The 22,179-nt window shown below is 75.1% G+C and carries 18 protein-coding genes and 1 tRNA gene; 9 read left to right on the forward strand and 10 right to left on the reverse strand.

The features are described 5' to 3' along the window. Positions 1-791: 791 nt before the first annotated feature. Positions 792-1,445: a hypothetical protein gene (locus VKV23_10130; protein ID HLI16394.1), complete on the forward strand. Its 654-nt coding sequence runs from the start codon at positions 792-794 to the stop codon at positions 1,443-1,445. Between the two features lie 27 nt (positions 1,446-1,472). After that, positions 1,473-2,255, forward strand: coding sequence for an SOS response-associated peptidase (locus tag VKV23_10135; GenBank protein ID HLI16395.1), 783 nt, complete (start codon positions 1,473-1,475; stop codon positions 2,253-2,255). Here VKV23_10135 and VKV23_10140 read toward each other — a convergent pair. The 5 genes from VKV23_10140 to VKV23_10160 all read right to left on the reverse strand — a co-directional run bounded on the left by VKV23_10140 (position 2,237) and on the right by VKV23_10160 (position 8,983). Then, positions 2,237-3,991 (reverse strand): NAD-dependent malic enzyme, encoded by a 1,755-nt coding sequence (locus tag VKV23_10140; protein ID HLI16396.1) that lies wholly within the window; start codon positions 3,989-3,991, stop codon positions 2,237-2,239. The two genes, VKV23_10135 and VKV23_10140, sit on opposite strands and share 19 nt — an antisense overlap. Before the next feature lie 53 nt (positions 3,992-4,044). Beyond that, positions 4,045-5,355, reverse strand: a complete 1,311-nt coding sequence (locus VKV23_10145; protein ID HLI16397.1) for an ABC transporter permease — start codon at positions 5,353-5,355, stop codon at positions 4,045-4,047. Next, positions 5,352-6,248, reverse strand: a complete 897-nt coding sequence (locus VKV23_10150; protein ID HLI16398.1) for an ATP-binding cassette domain-containing protein — start codon at positions 6,246-6,248, stop codon at positions 5,352-5,354. Before VKV23_10150 ends, VKV23_10145 begins: the two co-directional genes overlap by 4 nt. A 153-nt stretch (positions 6,249-6,401) precedes the next feature. Next, the gene (locus VKV23_10155; protein ID HLI16399.1) at positions 6,402-8,549 is read right to left on the reverse strand and encodes a chloride channel protein; all 2,148 of its coding nucleotides are present in this window, start codon (positions 8,547-8,549) and stop codon (positions 6,402-6,404) included. After that, positions 8,540-8,983, reverse strand: coding sequence for a MarR family transcriptional regulator (locus VKV23_10160; protein ID HLI16400.1), 444 nt, complete (start codon positions 8,981-8,983; stop codon positions 8,540-8,542). Before VKV23_10160 ends, VKV23_10155 begins: the two co-directional genes overlap by 10 nt. Positions 8,984-9,406: 423 nt before the next feature. Between VKV23_10160 and VKV23_10165 the strand changes: the two genes are divergently transcribed. Then, complete coding sequence (locus VKV23_10165; protein ID HLI16401.1) at positions 9,407-9,532, forward strand: hypothetical protein; 126 nt, start codon at positions 9,407-9,409, stop codon at positions 9,530-9,532. 332 nt (positions 9,533-9,864) lie between these two features. Further along, the gene (locus VKV23_10170; protein HLI16402.1) at positions 9,865-10,308 is read left to right on the forward strand and encodes a DUF3224 domain-containing protein; all 444 of its coding nucleotides are present in this window, start codon (positions 9,865-9,867) and stop codon (positions 10,306-10,308) included. Between the two features lie 300 nt (positions 10,309-10,608). Here the strand turns inward: VKV23_10170 and VKV23_10175 are convergent. Continuing rightward, positions 10,609-10,679: transfer RNA gene (locus tag VKV23_10175), tRNA-Gly, on the reverse strand. 61 nt (positions 10,680-10,740) lie between these two features. On the opposite strand from VKV23_10175, the gene dcd reads away from it, so the two are divergent. Continuing rightward, positions 10,741-11,304 (forward strand): dCTP deaminase, encoded by a 564-nt coding sequence (gene dcd / locus VKV23_10180; protein HLI16403.1) that lies wholly within the window; start codon positions 10,741-10,743, stop codon positions 11,302-11,304. 21 nt (positions 11,305-11,325) lie between these two features. Here dcd and VKV23_10185 read toward each other — a convergent pair whose 3' ends face one another. Both VKV23_10185 and icmF read right to left on the reverse strand, forming a co-directional pair. Further along, entirely contained in the window at positions 11,326-13,101 is a 1,776-nt protein-coding gene (locus VKV23_10185) for an acyl-CoA dehydrogenase (protein ID HLI16404.1), read from the reverse strand. Continuing rightward, on the reverse strand, positions 13,098-16,346 hold the full coding sequence (gene icmF / locus VKV23_10190; protein HLI16405.1) for a fused isobutyryl-CoA mutase/GTPase IcmF: 3,249 nt from the start codon (positions 16,344-16,346) through the stop codon (positions 13,098-13,100). The genes VKV23_10185 and icmF overlap by 4 nt, the downstream gene beginning before the upstream one ends. A 112-nt stretch (positions 16,347-16,458) precedes the next feature. On the opposite strand from icmF, the gene VKV23_10195 reads away from it, so the two are divergent. From VKV23_10195 to VKV23_10210, 4 genes are read left to right on the forward strand one after another with little or no spacing between them, the layout of a single operon-like run. Further along, a complete protein-coding gene (locus tag VKV23_10195) occupies positions 16,459-17,037 on the forward strand; it encodes a MarR family transcriptional regulator (protein ID HLI16406.1) in 579 nt (192 codons plus the stop codon). Positions 17,038-17,041: 4 nt separating this feature from the next. Next, complete coding sequence (locus VKV23_10200; protein ID HLI16407.1) at positions 17,042-17,818, forward strand: enoyl-CoA hydratase-related protein; 777 nt, start codon at positions 17,042-17,044, stop codon at positions 17,816-17,818. Further along, on the forward strand, positions 17,805-18,728 hold the full coding sequence (locus tag VKV23_10205) for a 3-hydroxybutyryl-CoA dehydrogenase (GenBank protein HLI16408.1): 924 nt from the start codon (positions 17,805-17,807) through the stop codon (positions 18,726-18,728). The genes VKV23_10200 and VKV23_10205 overlap by 14 nt, the downstream gene beginning before the upstream one ends. A gap of 60 nt (positions 18,729-18,788) precedes the next feature. Continuing rightward, complete coding sequence (locus tag VKV23_10210; protein ID HLI16409.1) at positions 18,789-20,318, forward strand: AMP-binding protein; 1,530 nt, start codon at positions 18,789-18,791, stop codon at positions 20,316-20,318. Between the two features lie 78 nt (positions 20,319-20,396). Here the strand turns inward: VKV23_10210 and VKV23_10215 are convergent, their stop codons facing one another. Together VKV23_10215 and VKV23_10220 are read right to left on the reverse strand one after the other, a co-directional pair. Next, positions 20,397-20,735, reverse strand: coding sequence for a P-II family nitrogen regulator (locus tag VKV23_10215; GenBank protein HLI16410.1), 339 nt, complete (start codon positions 20,733-20,735; stop codon positions 20,397-20,399). Next, positions 20,732-22,177, reverse strand: a complete 1,446-nt coding sequence (locus VKV23_10220; protein ID HLI16411.1) for an ammonium transporter — start codon at positions 22,175-22,177, stop codon at positions 20,732-20,734. The genes VKV23_10215 and VKV23_10220 overlap by 4 nt, the downstream gene beginning before the upstream one ends. Positions 22,178-22,179: the final 2 nt, after the last annotated feature.

The raw sequence follows: 22,179 nt of genomic DNA on the forward strand, positions 1-22,179 counted from the left end.
CGCCGTCGCGCTCGCGCGAGCCGGCGCGCTCTTGCGCCGCCTCGACGCCGTCTTCTCCCTGTGGCGGCCCGAGAGCCCGGCGAGCCGGCTGCGCCGGGGGGAGCTCCGCCTCGAGGACGCGCCGGCGGAGGTTGCCGCCGTGGCAGCGGCCTGCGAGCGGGCGCGCCTCGCGACGGCGGGGTGGTTCGACGCCGAGCTGCCTGGCGGCTTCGACCCCACGGGGCTCGTGAAGGGCTGGGCCGCCGCCCGGGCGCTCGAGGTGCTCTGTCGGGCCGGCTTCGGCGACTGCCTGGTCAACGCCGGCGGCGACATCGCCGCCGCGGGCAGCCCCGGTGGCGGCGAGCCCTGGCGCATCGGCATTCGCGACCCGGCCTCGCCGGGCCGGGTCGCGGCCGTCGCCGAGGTGCGCGGCGCGATCGCCACCTCCGGCACCTACGAGCGGGGCGCGCACCTCGTCAACCCGCGGACGGGACGGCACGAGGCCCGGTTCGCCTCCGCGACGGTGACCGGTCCGGACCTCGGCCTCGCGGACGCGGCGGCGACGGCGCTCGCGGTGGCGGGGCGGGAGGGCTTCGCCTTCGTCGCCGCGCTCGACGGCTACGAGGCGCTCGCCATCGGCTACGACGGCACCGTGCTGGCGAGCCCTGCGTTCCCGCTCGCGGACCCCGGCGACGTGGCGCACGGGAGGCCGGGTGACCGACTCGTGGCCGGCCGGGCCCGGAGGCGAGCGGGCGGCGGGCTCCCCCCCTCGCGACGGCGCGAGGGCCGGCGGTCCGGCGCGCCTGCGGGGCTTGCTCGTGGACGTCGTCGGCCTGGAGGAGGACCCGGCTCGGCGGCACCCGACGGTCGAGGCGAACGCCCGGCTGACGGCGGCGACGGGGCTCCTCCTCGTCGTCCTCCTGTTCCTCGAGGGCCTGACGGTCCCGTTCGTCGCGCCCCTGCTCTCGTGGCACGTGGCGATCGGCCTCGCCCTCGTCCCGCCCGTGCTCTTGAAGCTCGCCTCGACCTCGTGGCGCTTCGCCCGCTACTACCTCGGCGACGCTCGCTACCGGCTGGCGGGCCCGCCGCACCCGCTGCTTCGCGCCCTCGGACCGCTCGTCGTCGTCTCGACGGTCGCCCTCCTCGCCTCGGGGATCGCCTCCTGGCTGGCAGGACCGCGCCACCCCGGCCTCGTCGAGGTGCACAAGCTCAGCTTCGTCGTCTGGTTCCTCGCCCTCGGCGTCCACGTCCTCGCCCACGTGCTGCGCGCGGCGCGCCTCGCGGCGCGCGACGCGAGGGAGGCACGAGGGTCGCGGCCCTCGTCCGGGCGCGCCCGCGCCCGGCGCGCCCTCGTCGCCGCCTCGCTCGCCGGCGGGCTGTGCGCGGGGGCCGTGGGCCACCTCGTCACCACCGGCTGGTCGCACGTGCGCGCGGTGCCCGACGGCCTCGGGCGCCCGGCACGCTGAGGCCGGGCGGGACGTAGCGTTGGTCGGGTGTGCGGCCGCTACGTCCTCGTGACGCCGCCTCCGGTGCTCGCCAGCCGCTTCGGCGCCCGCCTCGCTCCCGGGGTCGAGGAGCGCTTCGTCCCGAGCTACAACGTCGCGCCGACCCGCACCGTGCTCGGCGTCGCCGCCGGCGCCGACGGCGAGCGCGTGCTCGACGCCTACCGCTGGGGCCTCGTCCCCTCCTGGGCGCGCGACGCGTCCATCGGGACGAGGCTCTTCAACGCCCGCGCCGAGACGCTCGCCAGGAAGCCCGCCTTCCGCGCGGCCTTCGCGCGCCGCCGCCTCGCCGTGGTGGCGGACGGCTTCTACGAGTGGCGCCGGGAGCCCGCTGGTCGGCGCCAGCCCTTCTTCCTCTCCCGCCCGGACGGCGCTCCCCTGGCCTTCGCGGGTCTGTGGGAGTCCTGGCGGGACCCGGGCCGCCCGGACGACCCGGGCGCCTCGGTCCGGTCGTGCACGATCGTGACGACGGCCGCGAACGAGGACGTGGCGCCGGTGCACGACCGCATGCCGGCGCTCCTCGAGGCGGGGGCGCTCGACGCGTGGCTGGACCCCCTCGCGGACCTCGAGGAGCTGGAGGCGCTGCTGCGGTCGCCGCGAGGAGGCACGCTCGTCCGCCGGCCCGTCGACCGGCGCGTCGGGGACGTCCGCAACGACTCGCCCGCCCTCCTCGCCGAGCGCGAGGCCGCGTCGGACCCGCGCGTGGCCGAGCGCCGTCGGCCGGCGCCGCGGCGAGCGGGCCGGTCCGGTGCGGCTCAGGGTCCGGCCGGGTAGTCGGGGTCCCAGATCGCGGCGTCGACGGCCGCCTCGAGCTCGCCCCCGGCGATCGCGCGCCCGACGCCGGTGTCGCGTGCCTCGCGCGCGACCGCGACGGCGAGGGCTCGGGAGACGCGGCGCAGGTCGCCGAGCGGTGGGTAGAGGGCGCCGGCGGCCAGGCGCTCGGGGTCGACCTGGTCGGCGAGGGCCCTCGCGGCGACGAGGAACATGCTGTCGGTGACCTCGCGAGCGTCCGACGCGATCGCGCCGAGGCCGACGCCCGGGAAGACGAAGACGTTGTTCGCCTGGCCGACGAGGCGGTGCGCGCGCCCACGGCGAACCGGCGGGAAGGGGCTGCCGGCGGCGACGAGGGCCCGGCCACCGCTCCACTCGAGGATCTCTGCAGGCGTCGCTTCCGCGGACTGCGTCGGGTTCGACAGCGGGAGCACGACCGGGGTGCGCACCCGTGCCGCCATGGCGCGCACCGCCTCGGGCGAGAAGGCGCCGCGCACCCCGGTCGCCCCGACGAGGACGGTCGGGGCGACCCGGCGCACGACGGTGGCCAGGTCCGCCGCTCCGGCGGCGTCGAGGCCGAGGTGCCCGAGGTCGGCGCGCGACAGCGCGTGCGGCCGCTTGAGCTCGTCGATGCCCTCCCTGCCCTCGTAGAGCAGGCCGCGCGAGTCGAGCAGGACGACCGATCGGCGCAGCTCGCGCTCGTCGACGCCCGCCTGCGCGAGGAGGGCGGCGAGCAGGCGCGCGGTCCCGATCCCCGCCGCTCCCGCCCCGACCACGACGACGCGCTGCTCGGCGAGGGCCTCGCCCGTCACGTGGAGCGCCGAGAGCATCCCGGCGGCGACGACGGCGGCGGTGCCCTGGACGTCGTCGTTGAAGCTCAGGATCCGGTGCCGGTAGCGGTCGAGGAGGCGGAGGGCGTTGTGCTGCTTGAAGTCCTCCCACTGCACGAGGGCCCGCGGGTAGACCTCGGCGACCGCCTCCACGAAGGCCTCCACGAGCTCGTCGTAGGCGGCGCCGCGAAGTCGCGGCCTGCGGTAGCCGAGGTAGTGGGGATCGGCGAGGAGCTCGGCGTTGTCGGTACCGCAGTCGAGCGACACGGCGAGCGTCCGGCGTGGGTGGATGCCGGCACCCGCCGTGTAGAGGGCGAGCTTGCCGACGGGGATGCCGATGCCCCCGGCGCCGAGGTCGCCGAGGCCGAGGATGCGCTCGTTGTCCGTCACCACGATGAGGCGGACGTCCTCGCGGCCGGCGTTGCGCAGCAGCGTCGGGATGCGCTCGAGGTCCTCCGGCGTCACCCACACGCCCCGGGGTCGGCGCATGATGTGGCTGAACTGCCGGCAGGCCTGGCCGACCGTCGGGGTGTAGACGATCGGGGCGAGCTCCTCGAGGTGCTCGACGAGGAGGCGGTAGAAGAGGGTCTCGTTGCGGTCCTGGAGGGCGGCGAGCCCGATGTAGCGCTCGAGGTCGTCACCCTTGCGGCGCAGGTGCTCGAGCTCCATCGCGACCTGCTCGTCGATGTCGAGCACGCGGCTCGGCAGCAGGCCGCGCAGCCCGAAGGCGTCGCGCTCGGCCTCGGTGAAGGCGGCGTCCTTGTTCGTGAGCGGGTCGGCGAGCAGCTGCGCGCCGCGAGCCGCCGCTGCCGATCGACCGTCGTGCGCTCCGGGTGACGCGGACCACCCTGGCCGCTCTCGTCCCGGGCGCGGGAGGGCCGAAGGGCCCTCCTGCGCCGGGGCCGGCACGTCGCCCGAGCGGCTCGCAGCCGCTTCGCGTCCGCGACGGGCTGGCGACGCGATCAGCGCCCTCGGCGCGTCCCGAGGACCTCGCCGAGGCGGACGCGCCGCCCGGTTCGCAGCACGGCACGTCGGTAGACGGTGGCGGCGAGGCGCGCGACCCAGACCGTGGCGACGACGCTGCACGCGACGGCCCCGACGAAGCCCCACCAGCTCACCGCCTTGAGCGCGACGAGCACGGGCATCGCGAACGGCGCCGTCGGGGGCAGGTAGGCGAGCACCTCGAGGAGCACCGACGCGTGCCCGGAGGCCGCTCCCGTCAGCGCCATGACGTAGCCGAAGACCATCGGCAGGCTGAGCGGCAGGGCGAGGGTCTGGATCTGGTCCTGGCGTTCGGCGAGCGATCCCGCCGCGGCGTACACCCAGCAGTAGAAGGCGTAGCCGACGACGAGCCACAGGAGCGCCGCGGCGAGCATCGTCGGCGCCGTCCCGCGCAGCAGGTCGGAGCCGACCGCCTCGGCGAGGACGAAGGCGAAGGCCAGGATCGCGCTCGCCTGGGCGAGGGCGACGACGCCGATGCCGAGCACCTTGCCGCCGAGCAGCTGCGCCGGGCGCACGGTGGCGAGCAGCACCTTGGCGACCCGGCTGGACTTCTCCTCCATGACGCCGATGAGCGTCCACGTCTCGTACTGGCTCAGCATGACGAAGACGATGACGACGCCGACGAGCGACGGCCCCCGGGACCCCGTCGCCGGGGGCGGCGCCCCGGCGAGGCCGCGGATCGGGAGCGGCCTCGCCCCGGCGATGCGGGCGGCCTGGTCGGGGGTGAGGTGCGCGGCGGCGACCGCCTCCTCGAGGCCGAGGTCGGCGGCGAGGGCGTGCACGAACCGAGCCGGGGTCGACGCGTCGGTCGCAGCGGGCGCCCGGTCGACGAGCACCTCGCGACCCCCTCGGAGCGCGAGGTCGATCCGGCCGCGTCGCAGCGCCGCGACCGCGGCCTCGAGGCTCGCCTCGGGCGCGAGCTCGAGGCGAGCGCCGGTGCTGCTCGCGGCGAGGGTCATGGCTCGCCGCTGGGCACCCGAGAGGGATCCGACGACCCCGACGCGCTCGGGCCGGGAGGTCCCCCGGGTGAGGGCCGGGATCACGATGGCGGCGGCGACGGCCGCGAGGACGATCGCCGTGACGACGTGGAACGCTCGCGCCCGGACCCGCTCCCGGATCTCGCGGGCCGCGACGAGGCGCGTCTGGCTGCTCGGCCGTGCGCTGCGCAGCCGCCGGGTGCGGACGCGCGCCGATCCGGCCCGGTGCCTGCGCCAGAGGCGGGCTGTCGCGAGGACCACCACGGCCGCGGCGACGACGACCGCCGGCCTCACCCGAGCGCCTCCCGGAACACCTCCGACAGCCGGCGTCGCTCGAGCGCGAACTCCGTGACGCGACCGGCGGCCATGGCGGCGCGCAGCACGGTGTCGCTGTCCACCGCCGGGTCGAGCACGAGGCGCGCGGCCCCCGCCTCGACCTCCGAGAGCGTCACGCCCGGTAGGCCGCGGACCCAGGCCGCCTGCCGGTCGCCCTCGACCCGCACGACGAGGCGGCGTTCGCCGGCGGTCGCGAGGTCGTCGACCCGGCCGCTCGCGACCAGCCGGCCGTGGTCGATGATGACGACTCGCTCGCACAGGTCCTCGACGAGGTCGAGCTGGTGGCTCGAGAAGAGGACGCAGCGGCCGCGCCGGGCCTCGTCGAGGAGGACCGCCGAGACGGCCTCGATGCCGGCGGGGTCGAGGCCGGCGAGCGGCTCGTCGAGGACGAGGAGGTCCGGGTCGTGGACGAGGGCCGCGGCGAGCTGCACCCGCTGCTGGTTCCCGTGCGAGAGGGAGTCGACGCGGTCCTCGGCGCGGGCCGCGATCCCCAGTCGCTCGAGCCACGCCCGGGTGCCGCGAGCAGCATCCTCGCGGCTCGCGCCGTGGAGGCGCGCCAGGTACTCGAGGTGGTCGCGCACCGCCATGCCGGGGTACAGGCCGCGCTCCTCGGGCATGTAGCCGAAGCGCCGCCGCTCGCGCGCCCCGATGGGCGCGCCGTTCCAGCGCACGGTGCCGCCGTCGAGCTCCGCGAGCCCGAAGACGGCGCGCATCGTCGTCGTCTTGCCGGCGCCGTTGGGTCCGAGGAACCCCACGACCTCGCCCGCGGGCACGGCGAAGCTGAGGCCGTCCAGGGCGGTCACCGCGCCGAACCGGCGGGTCAGCCCCTCCACCTCGAGGAGGCCGCCCACCGGCTCAGGTCGCTCGCGACGAGGCGCCCATCGGCCCAGTCTGCCAGCCGGCCGACGTGCCGTTCGGCGAGGCGCGAGCGCCGCGGGCCCCACGGCAGGGCTGCGCCGCCTCGGGGCGCTCGGCGCTCGCTCGCCTCGGCCGTCGGGTGGCAGCTAGGCGGGCGCCGCGGCGCGCTCCTCCGTGCCACGGCCGGCGAACAGGCGCGCGACGACCTCGGCCGCCTGGGGTCGCACGAGCACGCTCGCGACGTCGCCGGGCTGCAGGACGGTCGCGCCGTCCGGGAACAGCAGCGCGCCGCCGCGCTGGACGGTGACGACGATGCAGCCGTCCGGCAGGCCCGAGGCGCGCAGCGCCCGGCCCGCCAGGGGGGAGTTCTCGCCGACCTGGACGTCGATCGCGGCTGCCGTGCGCGACACGCCGCGCAGCGTCCCGAGCCTCGTCCGGATCGCCCTGCCGTAGGCGCGCAGGACGTCGCTCGCGCCGAGCACGCCGACGAGCGACCGGTCCGGGGCGAGCACCGGCACCCAGCCGGGTCCTCCGGCGAGCGCCTCGAGCGCCGTCTCGAGCGAGTCGGTCGCCTGCAGCGTCGGGGCCGTGCCGTCGGCGAGCCGGCCGACGCTCGTTTCGGGGCGCTCGCTCGCCTCGGCTCGCAGGCGCTCGCAGCTCACCGTGCCGACGTAGCGGCCGTGCGCGTCGGACACGGGAGCCCCGGCGACCTGCGCTCGGGACAGGCGGGCGAGGGCCTCGCGCGCCGGTTCGCCCGCCTCGAGGGAGATCCGTGGCGGCACGAGGGCGTCGGCGACCGACAGCGTGGCGAGCATGGGCAGGCCGAGCTGGAGGCGCTGGGCCGGCGTGTCCGCGCGGTTCCTCGGCTGGCTGCGGTAGATGGTCTGGTCGGTCCGGGACACGATCAGGTAGGCGAGGCCGACCGCCACCATCGCCGGCGCGAGGAGCGTGAGCGAGCCGGTCATCTCGGCCACCATGAGCATGACCGCGAGCGGTGCGCGCGCGATCGCGCCGAAGCACGCCATCATGCCCACGACGACGAAGGGGGCGGGGCTCGTCGGTACGCCGGGCGCGATCGGCTCGAGCAGCCGCCACAGCGCTGCACCGGTGAAGGCGCCGATCACCATCCCGGGGCCGAAGATTCCCCCCGAGCCCCCCGAGCCGATGGAGAGGGAGGTGGCGGCGACGCGCGCGAGGGGGAGGACGAGCACGACCCACAGCGGCAGGGAGGCGAGGGACGCGCCGAGCGCGCGCTGGACCCAGCCGTAGCCGGTGCCGAGCACCTGGGGCAGGCCGAGGCCGATCAGGCCGACGAGGAGGCCGCCGAGGGCCGGCTTGAGCGCGCGGCTGCCCGGTAGCCGTCGGAAGAGCGCCGCGGTCCCGTAGAAGCTCCGGGCGTAGGCCAGGCCCATCGGCCCGGCCGCGAGGCCGATGAGCGCGAACCAGCCGAGCTGGAGCGGCTCGTGGAACTGGTAGGTCGCGGCGACGTAGCCGAACAGCGGGGAGAAGGTCTCGATGAGCCCGAAGACGGCGTAGGCGATGATCGAGGCGATGAGCCCCGGGATGAGCGCCTGGACCTCGAAGTCGTCGCGGTAGACGATGTCCGCGGCGAGCACCGCTCCCCCGAGCGGCGCTCCGAAGATCGCGCCGATCCCCGAGCCGATGCCGATCGAGACGGCGACCCTGCCGTCCTCGGGCGACAGGTCGAGGGCCCGCGCGAGCAGGGAGCCGAAGCCGGCGGAGATCTGGGCGGTCGGGCCCTCGCGCCCTCCCGAGCCACCCGAGCCGATGGTGAGCGCCGAGGCGATGATCTTCACGAGCACGACGCGTGCCCGGATCATGCGGGGGTTGCGGTGGACCGCCTCGATCGCGGCGTCGGTGCCGTGCCCCTCGGCTTCCGGCGCGAGGAAGGACACGAGCACGCCGGAGGCCAGCCCACCGAAAGCGAGCACGAGCGGCAGGGCCCACGGACGCGCGAACGACGCGCTCCCCGCCCCGTTGCCCTCCCCGAAGGGGGTGGGGACCCGGTAGCCGACCAGGTCGCCGAGGAGCAGGTGGGTCGCGGCACCGAGGGCGCTGTAGAACGCGACGGCTCCGAGCCCGGCGATCACCCCGATGGCGGCGCCGAGGACGAGCCACTTGCGCAGGTAGGGGGAGCGCCGGATCCAGGCGGCGACCGGCGCGAGCCGCGCCCGAGCGGCGTGGGCGGCTTGCGCAGCCGCCTGCGAGGCGAGCCGGCCGACGAGCACGAGCGGGAGCCGACCGCCGCGCTCGGCGCGTGCCGTCACTGCCACCCCCAGGCCCAGTGCTGGTCGGGCACCTCGCCGGCGGCCCGGGCGAACTGCGTGAGGGCGTCGACGAGGCCGGCGTGCGAGCGGGCCGGCATCGCCGCGACGATGCGGCCGATCTCGGCACGCCGGCGCGCCGTCACCTCGCGCACCAGCGCTGCGCCCGCGGCGCTGGCCCGCACCCGCACGCAGCGGCGGTCCCGGCTCGTCCGCTGGCGCCGTGCCAGGCCCTTCGCCACGAGACGGTCGAGGAGCCGGGTGACGGTCGAGGGATTCACCGCGAGCTGCTCCGCGAGCTGCGCCACCCCCAGGGGCCCGCGCGCGCACAGCACGACGAGCGCCCGGTACTGGCCGAGCGTGACCTCCTCCTCGAGACCGGCGAGCGATCTCGCCGCCACGCCGACGAGCGCTCTGCTCGCCGCGACCACCGCGTCGACCACGCCTGCGGCCTCGGTCCGGGGAGCCGCCGGTCGCGAAGATGTCTGCATGCTGCGATCATTGCACAGAGCAACCGTCTTGGGCGGCGATCCTCTCTGCGCGGGCACACGGCGCGCCGCCAGGCGTTCAGCCCGCGTCGCTGGCGCGAGACCGGGCGTGGGCGGCCGAACGCGTCGCGCCCGTCGCGCCCGGCGGCCGCGGCGGCGACCGCGTGACCCGCACGCGCGTCGGCTGCGAGGCACGCACGCGTCGCCGCCGAGGCTCGGGAGGGCTCGGCCCGGCGAGAGCGGCGACACGCGTTGGCCGAACGCCCGGCGCGCCGTCGAGGACGCAGCGCGCCTCCCTTCGGGCGCCGAGTCGCCTCGACCGCCGCGACGCGTGGGAGGCGAGGTCGGCCGAGGCGAGGCGGTGCTCGCCGATCGCAGGTGGCGCTCGTCGCCCGAGGACCCGCCGAGACCGACGCAGCGGAGGTGGCTGCGGTCGACGAGCGCCACGAGCGGGCCGCGGCCATTGAGCGCCTCGAGCGCGAGGGCGAGCGGGCCGCCCCGTGACGTCGTCCTCGCCGTCGTCGCGGCGAGCGAGGCGTCTCGACGCCGCCGGGCGACGAGACGGTCCGCGATCTCGGGCAGCGCGCGGCCTCCAGCGGACGGGCGTTCACCGGGGTCGTCGACCGCCTCCGCCGGCTGCGTCGTCCAGCCACGAGCGCGGCCGCGGCGCGCGGGGTCTGCCGCTGCGTCTCCGGGACGACAGGGAGCGACGCGGTCGCCCGAGGTGCCGGTCGCACTCTGAGGGTGGCGCGACCTGACGCGCCGGACCTTCGGTCCGCGAGGTGCAGCCCTGCGCGCGAGGACGCCGTGCGGCCGGCGCGGCGGACGGGCAGAGTATGCACGACGCAATCGGGCGCATCGGGGGTGCAGCGGTGGGCGACCTGGTCGAGGGCGGCTTCGAGGTGACGTCGTGGAGCGAGGAGCCGGCGACCGGCCTGGAGGGTACGGTCAGGGTGACGACGGCTCGCATCGGGCAGCGCTTCACCGGCGGGATCGAGGCCGAGACCATCGCCGACATGGTGATGACCTACCGGTCCGACGGCACCGCCGAGTTCGTCGGGCACCACCGTGTCGTGGGCAGCGTGGGCGATCGCTCGGGGAGCTTCGTGCTGCGAGCCACCGGCACCTACGACGGGGCGGTGGCGCGCACCGACTTCGAGGTGATCGAGGGTTCGGGCACCGGTGGGCTGGTGGGGACCCGCGGCTCGGGGGTCGCCTCGGCCGGCCACGGCAGCACGGGGACCTACCGCTTCGAGCTGGAGGGCCCGGTCGGCCGCTAGGAACGAGACCTGCGCACGCCTCGCCACCGCCGCGCGGGGCGCCGCGAGCCGCGCGGGTGCGGGTGCTACGGGGTGGCGCGAGCTCGTTCGTCGTGGGGTCACCGTCGCGCGTGGCTGACCTCGTGGCGGCGAGCGCGACGGACCCGAGCGGCGGCCCCTTCGAGGTGGACGCGCCTGGCGTCGCCCGGCGAGACGATGCAGCAGGAGACGCCCGCTGGCGCCCGACGAGCGGGCGCCCTCGTACCTTCCGGCATCCCCGATGTGCGGGGCCTGGGGAGGCGCGAGCGGACGTCGCTCGGGAGCGGGCGACGGGAATCGAACCCGCGTTCTCAGCTTGGGAAGCTGATGTTCTGCCTCTGAACTACGCCCGCGGCGCCCGCCGGTGCTCGAGCCGCACCCGCGGACTCGGTCACTGTATCGTGCGGGACCACGATGATCCTCTCTGACCGATCCATCCGTGAGGAGCTCGAGGCCGGACGGATCACGATCGATCCCCTCGGCGAGGGCTGCATCCAGCCCTCCTCGGTCGACCTGCACACCGACCGCTTCTTCCGGGTGTTCCGGAACCACACCCAGCGGGTGATCGACGTGAAGGAGGACCAGGAGGAGCTCTCCGAGCTCGTCAGCATCGTGGAGGGCGAGGCGCTCATCCTCCACCCCGGCGAGTTCGTCCTCGGCTCGACGCTCGAGCGCGTCCGCCTCCCCGACGACCTGGTCGGCCGGCTGGAGGGCAAGTCGAGCCTCGGGCGTCTCGGCCTGCTCATCCACTCGACCGCCGGCTTCGTGGACCCCGGCTTCGACGGCTACCTCACGCTCGAGCTCTCGAACGTCGCCAACCTGCCGATCACCGTGTACCCGGGCATGAAGATCGGCCAGATCAGCTTCCTGCGCATGACGACCCCGGCCGACCACCCCTACGGCTCCTCCGGCCTGCGCTCGAAGTACCAGCACCAGCGCGGCCCGACGCCGAGCCGCTACTTCGAGAACTTCCGCTGACCTCCGCTCGCGCCCGCGTGGCTAGCCCTCGCGCTCGCCCGCGAGACGCGAGAGGCGCGTCGCGCCGGCGGTGACCGGCTGGAGCAGGCCCGGCGCCCGGCTCAGGTACTCGACGGCGTAGAAGTGGCACTCCGCCTCGGCGAGGGTCGCCTGGTCGCCGGTCGCGACGAGGGCCCGCCTCGCCATGAGCCACCCACCGAGGGTGAGGCCCGCGAGCTCGAGGTAGGCGGTCGCGCCGGCGAGCGCGTCCTCGCCGCGGCCGCGGGCGAGGAGCCAGTCGGTCGCCGCCTCGAGCGCGGCGCCCGCCGCGGCGAGCGCCCGACCCGAGACGCCGAGGATCCCGCCGCGCGCCTCGAGCCGGGTGGCGGTCGCGCCGACGGCGCCGAGCAGGCGTCGCATCGCGGCACCGCCCTCGCCCGGGAGCTTGCGGGTCACGAGGTCGATCGCCTGGATCCCGTTCGTCCCCTCGTAGATCGGCACGATCCTCGCGTCGCGCAGGCGCTGGGCGACGCCCGTCTCCTCGAGGTAGCCGGCGCCGCCGAAGACCTGCACGGCGAGCGAGGCGATCGCGACGCCCAGGTCGCTCGCCCAGGCCTTCGCGATCGGCGTCAGCAGGTCGAGCTCGGACCGCGCCGCGGCCGCTGCCGGCGCGTCGGCCTGGTGAGCGAGGTCGCGGCGGCTCGCGGCGTACAGGACGAGCAGGCGGGCGGCCTGTACGCCGGTGCGCATCAGGAGGAGCATGCGGCGCACGTCGGCGTGCTCCACGATCGCCGAGCGCTGCGGCGGGCGGAGCCCGGGCACGCGCCCCTGCAGCCGGGTGCGGGCGTAGCCGAGGGCCTGCTGGTAGGCGCGCTCGCCGATCGCCGGGCCCTCGAGCCCGATCGACAGGCGCGCCGCGTTCATCATCGTGAACATGGTCCGCATCCCGCCCTGCAGCGCGCCGACGAGCTCGGCGGCCGCCCCCTCGTAGCGCATCACGCACGTCGGGCTCGCGTGGAGCCCGAGCTTGCGCTCGACGCCCTGGCAGGCCACCGCGTTGCGACCGCCGAGGCCGGCGGGGGTGGGGAGGAGCTTGGGAACGAGGAAGACCGACAGTCCCCGGGTCCCGGGCGGCGCGCCGGGGGTCCGCGCCAGCACGAGGTGGACGATGTTCTCGGCGAGGTCGTGCTCGCCCCAGGTGATGAAGATCTTCGTGCCGGTCACCCGCCAGGTCCCATCCGCGCCTCGCCGGGCCTCCGTGCGCACCGGCGCGAGGTCCGAGCCGGCCTCGGCCTCGGTGAGCTCCATCGTCCCGGTCCACTCGCCCGTGAGCAGGTGCGGCAGGTAGGTGCGCCGCTGCTCCTCGCTGCCCCAGGCGAGGAGGAGCTCGATCGCCCCCTGGGTGAGCACCGGGGCGAGCGAGAGCGAGAGGTTCGCCGCGGCGAAGATCTCCTGGAGGGCGAGCGCCACGACGGCGGGGAAGCCGCCGCCGCCCACCGATCGGGGGAACTGGAGCGCGCCCCAGCCGGCCTCGACGTAGCGGGCGTAGGCGGCCGCGAAGCCCGCGGGCGTGCGCACCTGCCCGGTCGCGGCGTCGAACGTCGCGCCGGCGCGGTCGCCCGGCGCGTCGAGCGGCGCGAGCACCTCGGCCGCGAGGCGGCCGAACTCGGCGAGGGCCGCCTCGACGACGTCCCGCTCGACGTGGGCGAAGCGCTCGAGCCGGAGCAGCTCGCCGAGCCCGACGACCTCGAGCGCGAGGAGGAGGTCGTCGACCGGTGGCCGGTAGGCGCCGGGCGGCGCCTTGTCCCCGCGGCTCACAGCGCTCTCCGGTAGGAGCCGCCCACCTCGAAGAGCGTCGCCGAGATCTGGCCGAGCGAGGCGTGCCGGACGGTCTCCATGAGCTCGGCGAAGACGTTGCCGCCAGCGAGCGCGACCTCGCGCAGCCGGGCGAGCGCGCCGGGCGCGTCCTCGGCGTGGCGGGCGTGGAAGTCGGCGAGGCGGGCGAGCTGGCGCCGCTTCTCCTCGTCGGTCGATCGGGCGAGCTCGAGGCCCTCCGGCTTCTCGCCGTCGGGTCGCGTGAAGACGTTGACGCCGACGATCGGCAGGCTGCCGTCGTGCTTGGCCTGCTCGTAGCGGGCGGAGTCGTCCTGGATCCGGCCGCGCTGGTAGCCGGCCTCCATGGCGCCGAGGACGCCGCCGCGCTCGGAGAGGCGCTCGAGCTCCTCGAGGACCGCCGCCTCGACGAGGTCGGTCAGCTCCTCGACGACGAAGCTCCCCTGGAGGGGGTTCTCGTTGTAGGCGAGGCCCCACTCCCGGTTGATGATGAGCTGGATGGCGAGGGCTCGCCGCACCGACTCCTCGGTCGGCGTCGTGATCGCCTCGTCGAAGGCGTTCGTGTGGAGGCTGTTGGCGTTGTCGTAGACGGCGCACAGCGCCTGGAGCGTCGTGCGGATGTCGTTGAAGGCGATCTCCTGCGCGTGCAGGGACCGCCCCGAGGTCTGGATGTGGTACTTGAGGCGCTGCGAGCGCTCGTTGGCGCCGTAGCGGTCGCGCATCGCGATCGCCCAGATGCGCCGGGCGACCCGGCCGATCACCGTGTACTCGGGGTCCATGCCGTTGGAGAAGAAGAAGGAGAGGTTCGGCGCGAAGTCGTCGACGCGCATGCCCCGCGCGAGGTAGGCCTCGACGTAGGTGAAGCCGTTGGCGAGGGTGAAGGCGAGCTGGGTGATGGGGTTCGCGCCGGCCTCGGCGATGTGGTAGCCGGAGACGGACACCGAGTAGAAGTTCTCCATCTCGTGGGCGATGAAGTACTCCTGGATGTCGGCCATCACCTTGAGGGAGAACTCGGTCGAGAAGATGCAGGTGTTCTGGCCCTGGTCCTCCTTCAAGATGTCGGCCTGGACCGTGCCGCGCACCTGTCGCAGCGCACGGGCTCGCACGAGCTCGGCCTCCTGCGCGCTCGGCGGGCGGCCGTGCTCGGCGCGGAAGCGCTCGAGCTGCTGGTCGATCGCCGCGTTGAGGAACATGGCGAGGATCGCCGGTGCCGGCCCGTTGATCGTGAGCGAGACGGAGGTCGTCGGCGCGCACAGGTCGAAGCCCTCGTAGAGGGCCTCCATGTCCTCGAGGGTGGCGACCGAGACGCCGGACGTGCCGATCTTGCCGTAGACGTCGGGGCGCTCGTCGGGGTCGAAGCCGTACAGGGTGACCGGGTCGAAGGCCGTCGAGAGTCGGGCGGCGGGCTGGCCGTCGGCGAGGAGGTGGAACCGGCGGTTCGTGCGCAGCGGGTCGCCCTCGCCGGCGAACATGCGCGTCGGCTCCTCGCCCTCGCGCTTGAAGGGGAAGACCCCGGCGGTGAAGGGGAAGCGGCCCGGGAGGTTCTCGGCGCGCAGCCACCGGTAGAGCTCGCCGTCGTCCGCGCTCGTCGGCAGCGCGACGCGCGGCACCCTCGTGCCCGCGAGGGAGTAGCGGGCGAGGCGGACGGTGCGCACGCCGCCCGCTCCGTCGAGCTCGAGCTCCTCGCCGGCGTAGGCGGCGGCTGCCTCCCGGAACGACTCGAGCAGGGCGTCGGTCTCGGCGTGCACCGCTGCCTCGGCGGCGTCGCGCAGCGCCGCGATCTCCCCGAGGCCGACGTGCTCGGCCTCGGCGAGGGCGGCGACCTCGGCGAGCTGCTGGCGCCGGCGCAGCGCCCGGGCCTGCTCGGCCGTCGTCTCGTGGTAGGCGCGCACGGTGGCCGCGATCTCGGCGAGGTAGCGGGAGCGCTCGGCGGGGACGAGGCTCGCGGCGCGGCTCGAGGCGGCCGTGGCGACCGGAGCGAGCGCCCCGCCGCCGGCCGCGGCCAGCGCGCCGGGCACGAGCCGGTCGCGAAGGTGCTGGTAGAGGGCGGTCACCCCGTCGTCGTTGAAGTGCGAGGCGACCGTGCCGAACACGGGCGCCTCCTCGTTCGCGCTCGAGGTGCCGAGGTGCTCGCGCGCCCAGTGGCGGCGCACGTCGCGCAGGGCGTCGCGCGCGCCCTGCCGGTCGAACTTGTTGATCGCCACGACGTCCGCGAGCGCGAGCATCTCGATCTTCTCGAGCTGGGAGGCGGCGCCGTACTCGGGGGTCATGACGTAGAGCGAGACGTCGGCGACATCGACGATCGCCGCGTCCCGCTGGCCGATGCCGGGGGTCTCGACGATGACGAGGTCGTAGCCGGCGGCCCGGAAGGCGTCGACGACGGCCGGCACGTGCTCGGGCACCTCGGCGACCGAGGTGCGCGTCGCCATCGAGCGGAAGAAGACGAGCGGGGTGTCGATGGCGTTCATGCGGATGCGGTCGCCGAGCAGCGCGCCGCCACCGCGTCGGCGAGTCGGGTCGATCGCGAGCAGCGCGATGCGCAGCTTGTCGCCGAGGTCGAGCCGGAAACGCCGGAGGAGCTCGTCGGTGAGCGACGACTTGCCCGAGCCCCCCGTGCCGGTGACGCCGAGGACGGGGACGTGGCGCCGCCGAGCTGCCGCGGCGATCTCGGCTCGGGCCGCCTCGTCGAGCCTCCCCTGCTCGAGGGCGGTGATCGTCCGGGCCAGCGCGAGCTGGTCGCCGAGGTACAGGTCGGCGAGGCGGGGCGGGCTCGACGCGAGGTCCCGGTCGCACTCCTCGACGAGCAGGTTCACCATCCGGGCGAGGCCGAGGCGCTGGCCGTCGTCGGGGGAGAAGATCTTGCGCACGCCGTAGGCCTCGAGCTCGGCGATCTCGGCGGGGACGATGACGCCGCCGCCGCCCCCGTAGACGAGGACGTCGCCGCGCCCCGCGTCGCGCAGGCAGTCGACGAGGTACTTGAAGTACTCGACGTGCCCCCCCTGGTAGGAGCTGACGGCGACGCCCTGCACGTCCTCGGCCACCGCGGCGGCGACGACCTCGGCGACGGAGCGGTTGTGGCCGAGGTGGATCACCTCCGCTCCCTGTGCCTGCAGGAGGCGGCGGATCAGGTTGATCGCCGCGTCGTGCCCGTCGAACAGGCTCGCCGCCGTGACGATGCGCACCGGGTGCACCGGACGGTGGAGGCCCGCTGGCGTGGCTGCGCGCTTCATAGGATTGACGATAGTCGTACATCCAACTATATGAGGTCCGTGCCAGCTGCCGTGCCCGGTCCGGTAACGTGCGGACGACGCCGACACGATCCCGGCCGCAAGGAGTCGTACCGTGGTCCGTCGCAGACCCCTGGCGTTCGATCCGATCGAGCTCGCGCGCGAGCAGTGGGTGGCGCACGGCTGGCCGGCCGCGGCACCGGGGATGGCCGCCGTGACCTCGATCATGCGGGCCCAGCAGCTCTACCTCGCTCGGGTCGAGGCCGTGCTGCGGCCCTTCGGCCTCACGTTCGCCCGCTACGAGCTGCTCATGCTGCTCTCCTTCAGCCGCACCGGGGCGATGCCGTTGAGCCGCGTCGGCGCCCGCCTCCAGGTCCACCCGACGAGCGTCACGAACCTCGTCGACCGGCTGGAGCGCCAGCGCCTCGTCGAGCGGCTCCCGCACCCGACGGACCGCCGGACGACGCTCGCCGCCATCCTCCCCGCGGGGCGGGACGTCGCCGAGAAGGCGACCGCTGCCCTGAACGAGGAGGTCTTCGAGGCCCCCGGCCTCGACGAGGGGGACCTGCGCGACCTCTTCGCCATCCTCCGGCGCCTGCGCGTCGCCTCGGGGGACATCGATCCCGCGCCCGAGGGCGCGCCGGCCTCGGGGCGCTCGCGCCGAGCGGCGCCCCAGGGCGGGCGGCGGCGGTGAGGCGGTGAGCGCGGCCGTGCCGGTCCGCTACGAGCCGCAGGGGCACGTCGGGGTGGTCCGCCTCGACGGGGGGCGGCTGAACGTGCTGTCGAGGGCGCTGCTCGACGAGCTCTCGGGCCTCGTCGCCTCGCTCGGTGCCGACCCGCCGCGCGCGCTCGTCCTCTGGGGCGGCGCAGCGCACTTCGCTGCCGGTGCGGAGGTGGCCGAGCTGGCGGACCCCGCGCGCGCCCCCGGCCTCCTCGACGCCTTCCGCCGCGCCTGCGATGGCCTCGCCGGCTTCCCGCGGCCGACGCTCGCGGCGGTCGCCGGCTACGCCCTCGGCGGCGGCCTCGAGCTCGCGCTCGCCTGTGACCTGCGCTTCGCCGCGGCCGGCGCCCGTCTCGGGCTGCCCGAGGTGACGCTCGGGATCATCCCCGGGGCCGGCGGCACCCAGCGCCTGGCGCGCCTCGTCGGGCCCGCGCGCGCGAAGGAGCTCATCTTCACCGGCCGCCACGTCCCCGCTGCCGAGGCCCTCGCCATGGGGCTCGTCGACCGGGTGGTCGACGACGGCGCCCTGCTCGAGGAGGCGCTCTCCTTCACCGGCAGGCTCGCCACGGGCGCCGTGCTCGCCCAGTCGCTCGCCAAGCGGGCCGTCGACGCCGGCCTCGGCCGGCCGATCGCCGAGGGCCTGGACATCGAGCGGGCGGCGATGGACGAGGTGCTCGCAACCCAGGACGCGGCGAGAGGCATGGCGGCGTTCCTCGAGCGGCGCCGAGGGGAGGTCCGCTTTGCCGGCCAGTGATCGCCTCGGTGACGGCGGGGACGGCGCGATCGGGCGCGTCGGCGTCCTCGGCTGCGGCCAGATGGGGTCGGGGATCGCCGAGGTGTGTGCGCGCGCGGGCCTCGAGGTGCTCGTCGGCGAGGTAGACGGCGACGCGCTGCGCGCCGGGCGGTCCCGCATCGAGCGCTCCCTCGAGCGCGCGGCGCGCGCCGGCAAGCTCGGGGAGGACGAGCGCGCCGGCGTGCTCGAGCGGCTCGCGTTCACGACCGAGCTCGCCTCCTTCGCCGGCTGCGACCTCGTCGTCGAGGCGGTCGCCGAGGACGCGGCGCTGAAGCGGGAGCTGTTCGCCGCCCTCGACCGGCTCGTGGCCCCCGACGCCGTGCTCGCCTCGAACACGTCCTCGATCCCGATCGCCTCGCTCGCCGCGGCGACGACCCGACCCGAGCGCGTCGTCGGCCTCCACTTCTTCAACCCCGTGCCCGTCATGCCCCTCGTCGAGCTGACGAAGTCGCTGCTCACCGCCGACGCCGTGGCCGCCGCCGCCGAGCACTTCGTCCTCGGTCGGCTCGGCAAGCAGGTCATCCGTGCCCGTGACCAGGCTGGCTTCATCGTCAACGGTCTGCTCGTCCCCTACCTGCTCGGTGCGATCCGCATGCTCGAGACGGGCGCGGCGAGCGCCGAGGACATCGACCGCGGGATGGAGCTCGGCTGCGCGCACCCGATGGGCCCGCTGCGCCTCGCCGACTTCATCGGTCTCGACACGCTCCTCGCCATCGCCGAGACGCTCCACGCGGAGTACGGCGAGCCGAGCCTCGCCCCGAGCGCCCTGCTCCGGCGCATGGTCGAGGTGGGCCGGCTCGGCAGGAAGGCCGGCCAGGGCTTCTACCGCTACGAGGCCCCCGCGGGAGGTGCTGGGACCGGCGGGGGGTGAGGATCCAGCGAGGGGCACGGCCGCCGGTCCGCCCGGCGGCGGGCCGGTGAGGAGGGGGACATGCGAGTACCGCTCACGATCGGTGACTTCCTCGGGCGCGCCGCGCTCGTCTTCCCGGAGCGGACGGCGGTCGTCGACGAGCCGGGCGCGCCCGGCAGCCTCGGCGCCCTCTCCTACGGCGAGTTCGAGGCGCGCTCGCGCCAGGTGGCGCTCACCCTGCAGGAGATGGGGGTCGGGCCCGGGGACCGGGTCGCCATCGTCAGCCCGAACTCGGCGAGGTTCCTCCTCTCGTTCTTCGGCGTCTCGGCCTTCGGTCGCGTCCTCGTCCCCATCAACTACCGGCTGATCGCCGACGAGATCGCCTACATCGTCGAGCACTCGGGTTCGTCGGTCCTGCTCTACGACCCCGAGGTGGCCGAGGCGGTGGCCGGCGTGGCCGCGAAGCACAAGATCGCCCTCGACGGCGTCGCCGACGCGGAGCTGTTCGCGCCGGCTCCCGACGGACGGGCCCCCGAGCCGGTCGAGGTCGACGAGGACGCCGTCTGCTCGATCAACTACACCTCGGGTACGACGGCGCGTCCGAAGGGGGTGCAGCTCACGCACCGCAACTGCTGGCTCAACGCGGTGACCTTCGGCTGGCACACGACCGTGGTCGACCGCGACGTCTACCTGCACACGCTGCCCATGTTCCACTGCAACGGCTGGGGGATGCCCTACGCCGTGACGGCGATGGGCGGCCGCCACGTCGTGCAGCGCAAGGTCGACGGCGAGACGGTCCTCGCGCGCGTCGCGGCCGAGGGTGTCACGCTGCTGTGCGGGGCGCCGGCCGTCGTGGCGATGATCCTGGATGCCGCCGCCTGCCGGCGCGAGCGCGGCGAGGAGGTGCCGGGGCGGGGGAGGACCCGGATCGTCGTCGCCGGGGCGCCGCCGCCGTCGCGCACGATCGAGCGAGTCGAGACGGAGCTCGGCTGGGAGTTCATCCAGCTCTACGGCCTCACCGAGACGGCGCCGCTGCTCACGCTGAACCGCGCCCCCCTGGAGTGGGACGGGCTCGACGCCGCCGAGCGCGCACGGCGCCTCAGCCGGGCCGGTCCGCCGGGCGTCGGCGTCGCGCTGCGCATCGACGAGACCGGCGAGGTGCTCGCCCGCTCCAACCACGTCTTCAGCGGCTACTGGAACCAGCCCGAGGAGAGCGCAGCGTGCCTCGTCGACGGGTGGTTCCGCACCGGCGACGGCGGGTACCTCGAGGGCGCGTACACGGTGATCTCCGACCGCAAGAAGGACGTCATCATCACCGGCGGCGAGAACGTGTCCTCGATCGAGGTCGAGGACTGCCTGTACCAGCACCCGGCGGTCGCCGAAGTGGCGGTGATCGGGGTGCCGCACGAGCGGTGGGGCGAGACGGTGAAGGCGCTCGTCGTCCTGCGCGAGGGGGCGCACGCCGACGAGCGCGAGCTGATCGAGCACTGCCGGGCGCGCATGGCGCACTACAAGGCGCCGACGAGCGTCGAGTTCAGGGACTCGCTGCTGCGCACGGCGACCGGCAAGCTCCAGAAGTACCGGCTCCGCCAGCCGTACTGGGAGCGCTGAGCACCGAGCGCGCCCGGCTCGCGCGCGCCGCCGCGGCCCGCTGGCGACGCGTCGGCGCCGCGCCCGGGGCGAGCGTCCTCACAGGGCGTCGCTCCCGCGCTCGCCGGTCCGGATGCGCACCACCTCCTCGACCGGGAGCACCCAGACCTTGCCGTCGCCGATCCGGCCGGTGCGCGCCGTGTCGACGATCGACTCGACGACGTCCAGCGCGTCGCGGTCCTCGACGAGGATCTCGAGGCGGACCTTCGGCACGAGGTCGATCGTGTACTCGGCGCCCCGGTAGGTCTCGGTGTGGCCGCCCTGGCGGCCGAAGCCCTGCACCTCCGTGAGGGTGAGGCCCTGGACGCCGAGCGCCTTCAGCGACTCCTTCACCTCGTCGAGCTTGAAGGGCTTGATGACGGCCACGACGAGCTTCACTGCAGCACCACCTCCTGTGTGCGCGCGCCGAGGCGCTCGACCGCGCCCGAGCGCGTGGCGAGCTGCGGCGGCTCGACCTCCTCGTCGTGGATCGCCGCGTCCCCCTCCTCGAGCTCGGCCAGCGGGAAGCGCAGCGGGACGCGCAGCACGTAGCGGATGAGGAGGAGCAGCGCCGCGGTGACGAGGGCGTCCCAGCCGATGATGGTGCCGGCCGCTCCCAGCTGCACGAGGACGCGATCGGCGTTGCCGTAGAAGAGACCGGCGACGCCCTGCGCCTCGCGCCAGATGGCGGCGGTGTTCGACCGGCCGAAGGCGTACTCGACCATGTGCGGATCGGCGAAGAAGCCGGTGCACACGCCGCCGATCAGGCCGGCCAGGCCGTGCGTGTAGACGACCCCGAGCGCGTCGTCCACCCGCGAGAACGGTCGCACCCGCGGGAGGTAGGTCCAGGCGAGGAAGACGAGGAGGGAGGCGACGACGCCCATGATCGCGGCGCCGTTGGCGTTGACGAAGCCGGCTGCTGGCGTGATGCAGACCAGCCCGACGATCATGCCGTTCACGGCTCCGAGCAGCGTCGGCTTGCGCGCCGGCGCGACGAAGGTGTCGCAGACCACCCACGTGAGGAGGGCCGTGGCGGTGCACAGGTTCGTGTTCAGCACCGCGGCGGCGGCATCCGGCCCGGCGAAGAAGGGGTCGCCGCCGTTGAAGCCGTTCCAGCCGAGCCAGAGCAGCCCGGCGCCCACGGCGACGAGGAGGAGGTTCGTCGGCGGGAACGACTGGCGGTCGCGAGCGAGGCGCGGGCCGATCACCCACGCGGCGACGAAGCCGGTCACGCCGGCGGCGAGGTGGATGACGTAGCCGCCGGAGTAGTCGAGCGCGCCCTTCGAGGCCCAGTAGCCGCCGCCCCAGATGAGCATGGCGTTCACGGTGTACACGCACGTCGTCCACGCCGGGACGAAGATCAGCCAGGCCTTGAAGTTCATCCGGCCGAGGACGCTGCCGAGGAAGAGCAGCGGCGTGATGGCGGCGAAGACGAACTGGAAGTAGACCATCGTCGCGCCCGGCAGGTGCAGCGCCGGCGAGGAGGCGGCGAGGTTGGGGATCACGGCGCGCTGCTCGAGCGCGCCGGTGCCGGCGACCGAGCCGGGGTGGCCGAGGAAGCCGTCCAGGATGTTGGCGATGGGGGCCGCGCGCGTGCCCCCGCCCCCGAGGTGGAACGAGTCGCCGAAGCCCATCTTGTAGCCCCAGAAGACCCACACGACGAGGACGGCGGCGAAGGCGGAGAAGGCCATGAGCGTCGTGTTCACGGCCCACTTCTTCTTCACGAGGCCGCCGTAGAGGACGGCGACCCCGGGCAGGCTCATCAGGCCGACGAGCGTCGCCGCCGTGAGCTGCCAGGCGTTGTCCCCCGCGTTGAGCCAGCTCGGGTACGGAAAGTACACCC

Source organism: Acidimicrobiales bacterium, from assembly GCA_035294085.1.
Taxonomy (GTDB): domain Bacteria; phylum Actinomycetota; class Acidimicrobiia; order Acidimicrobiales; family Bog-793; genus DATGLP01.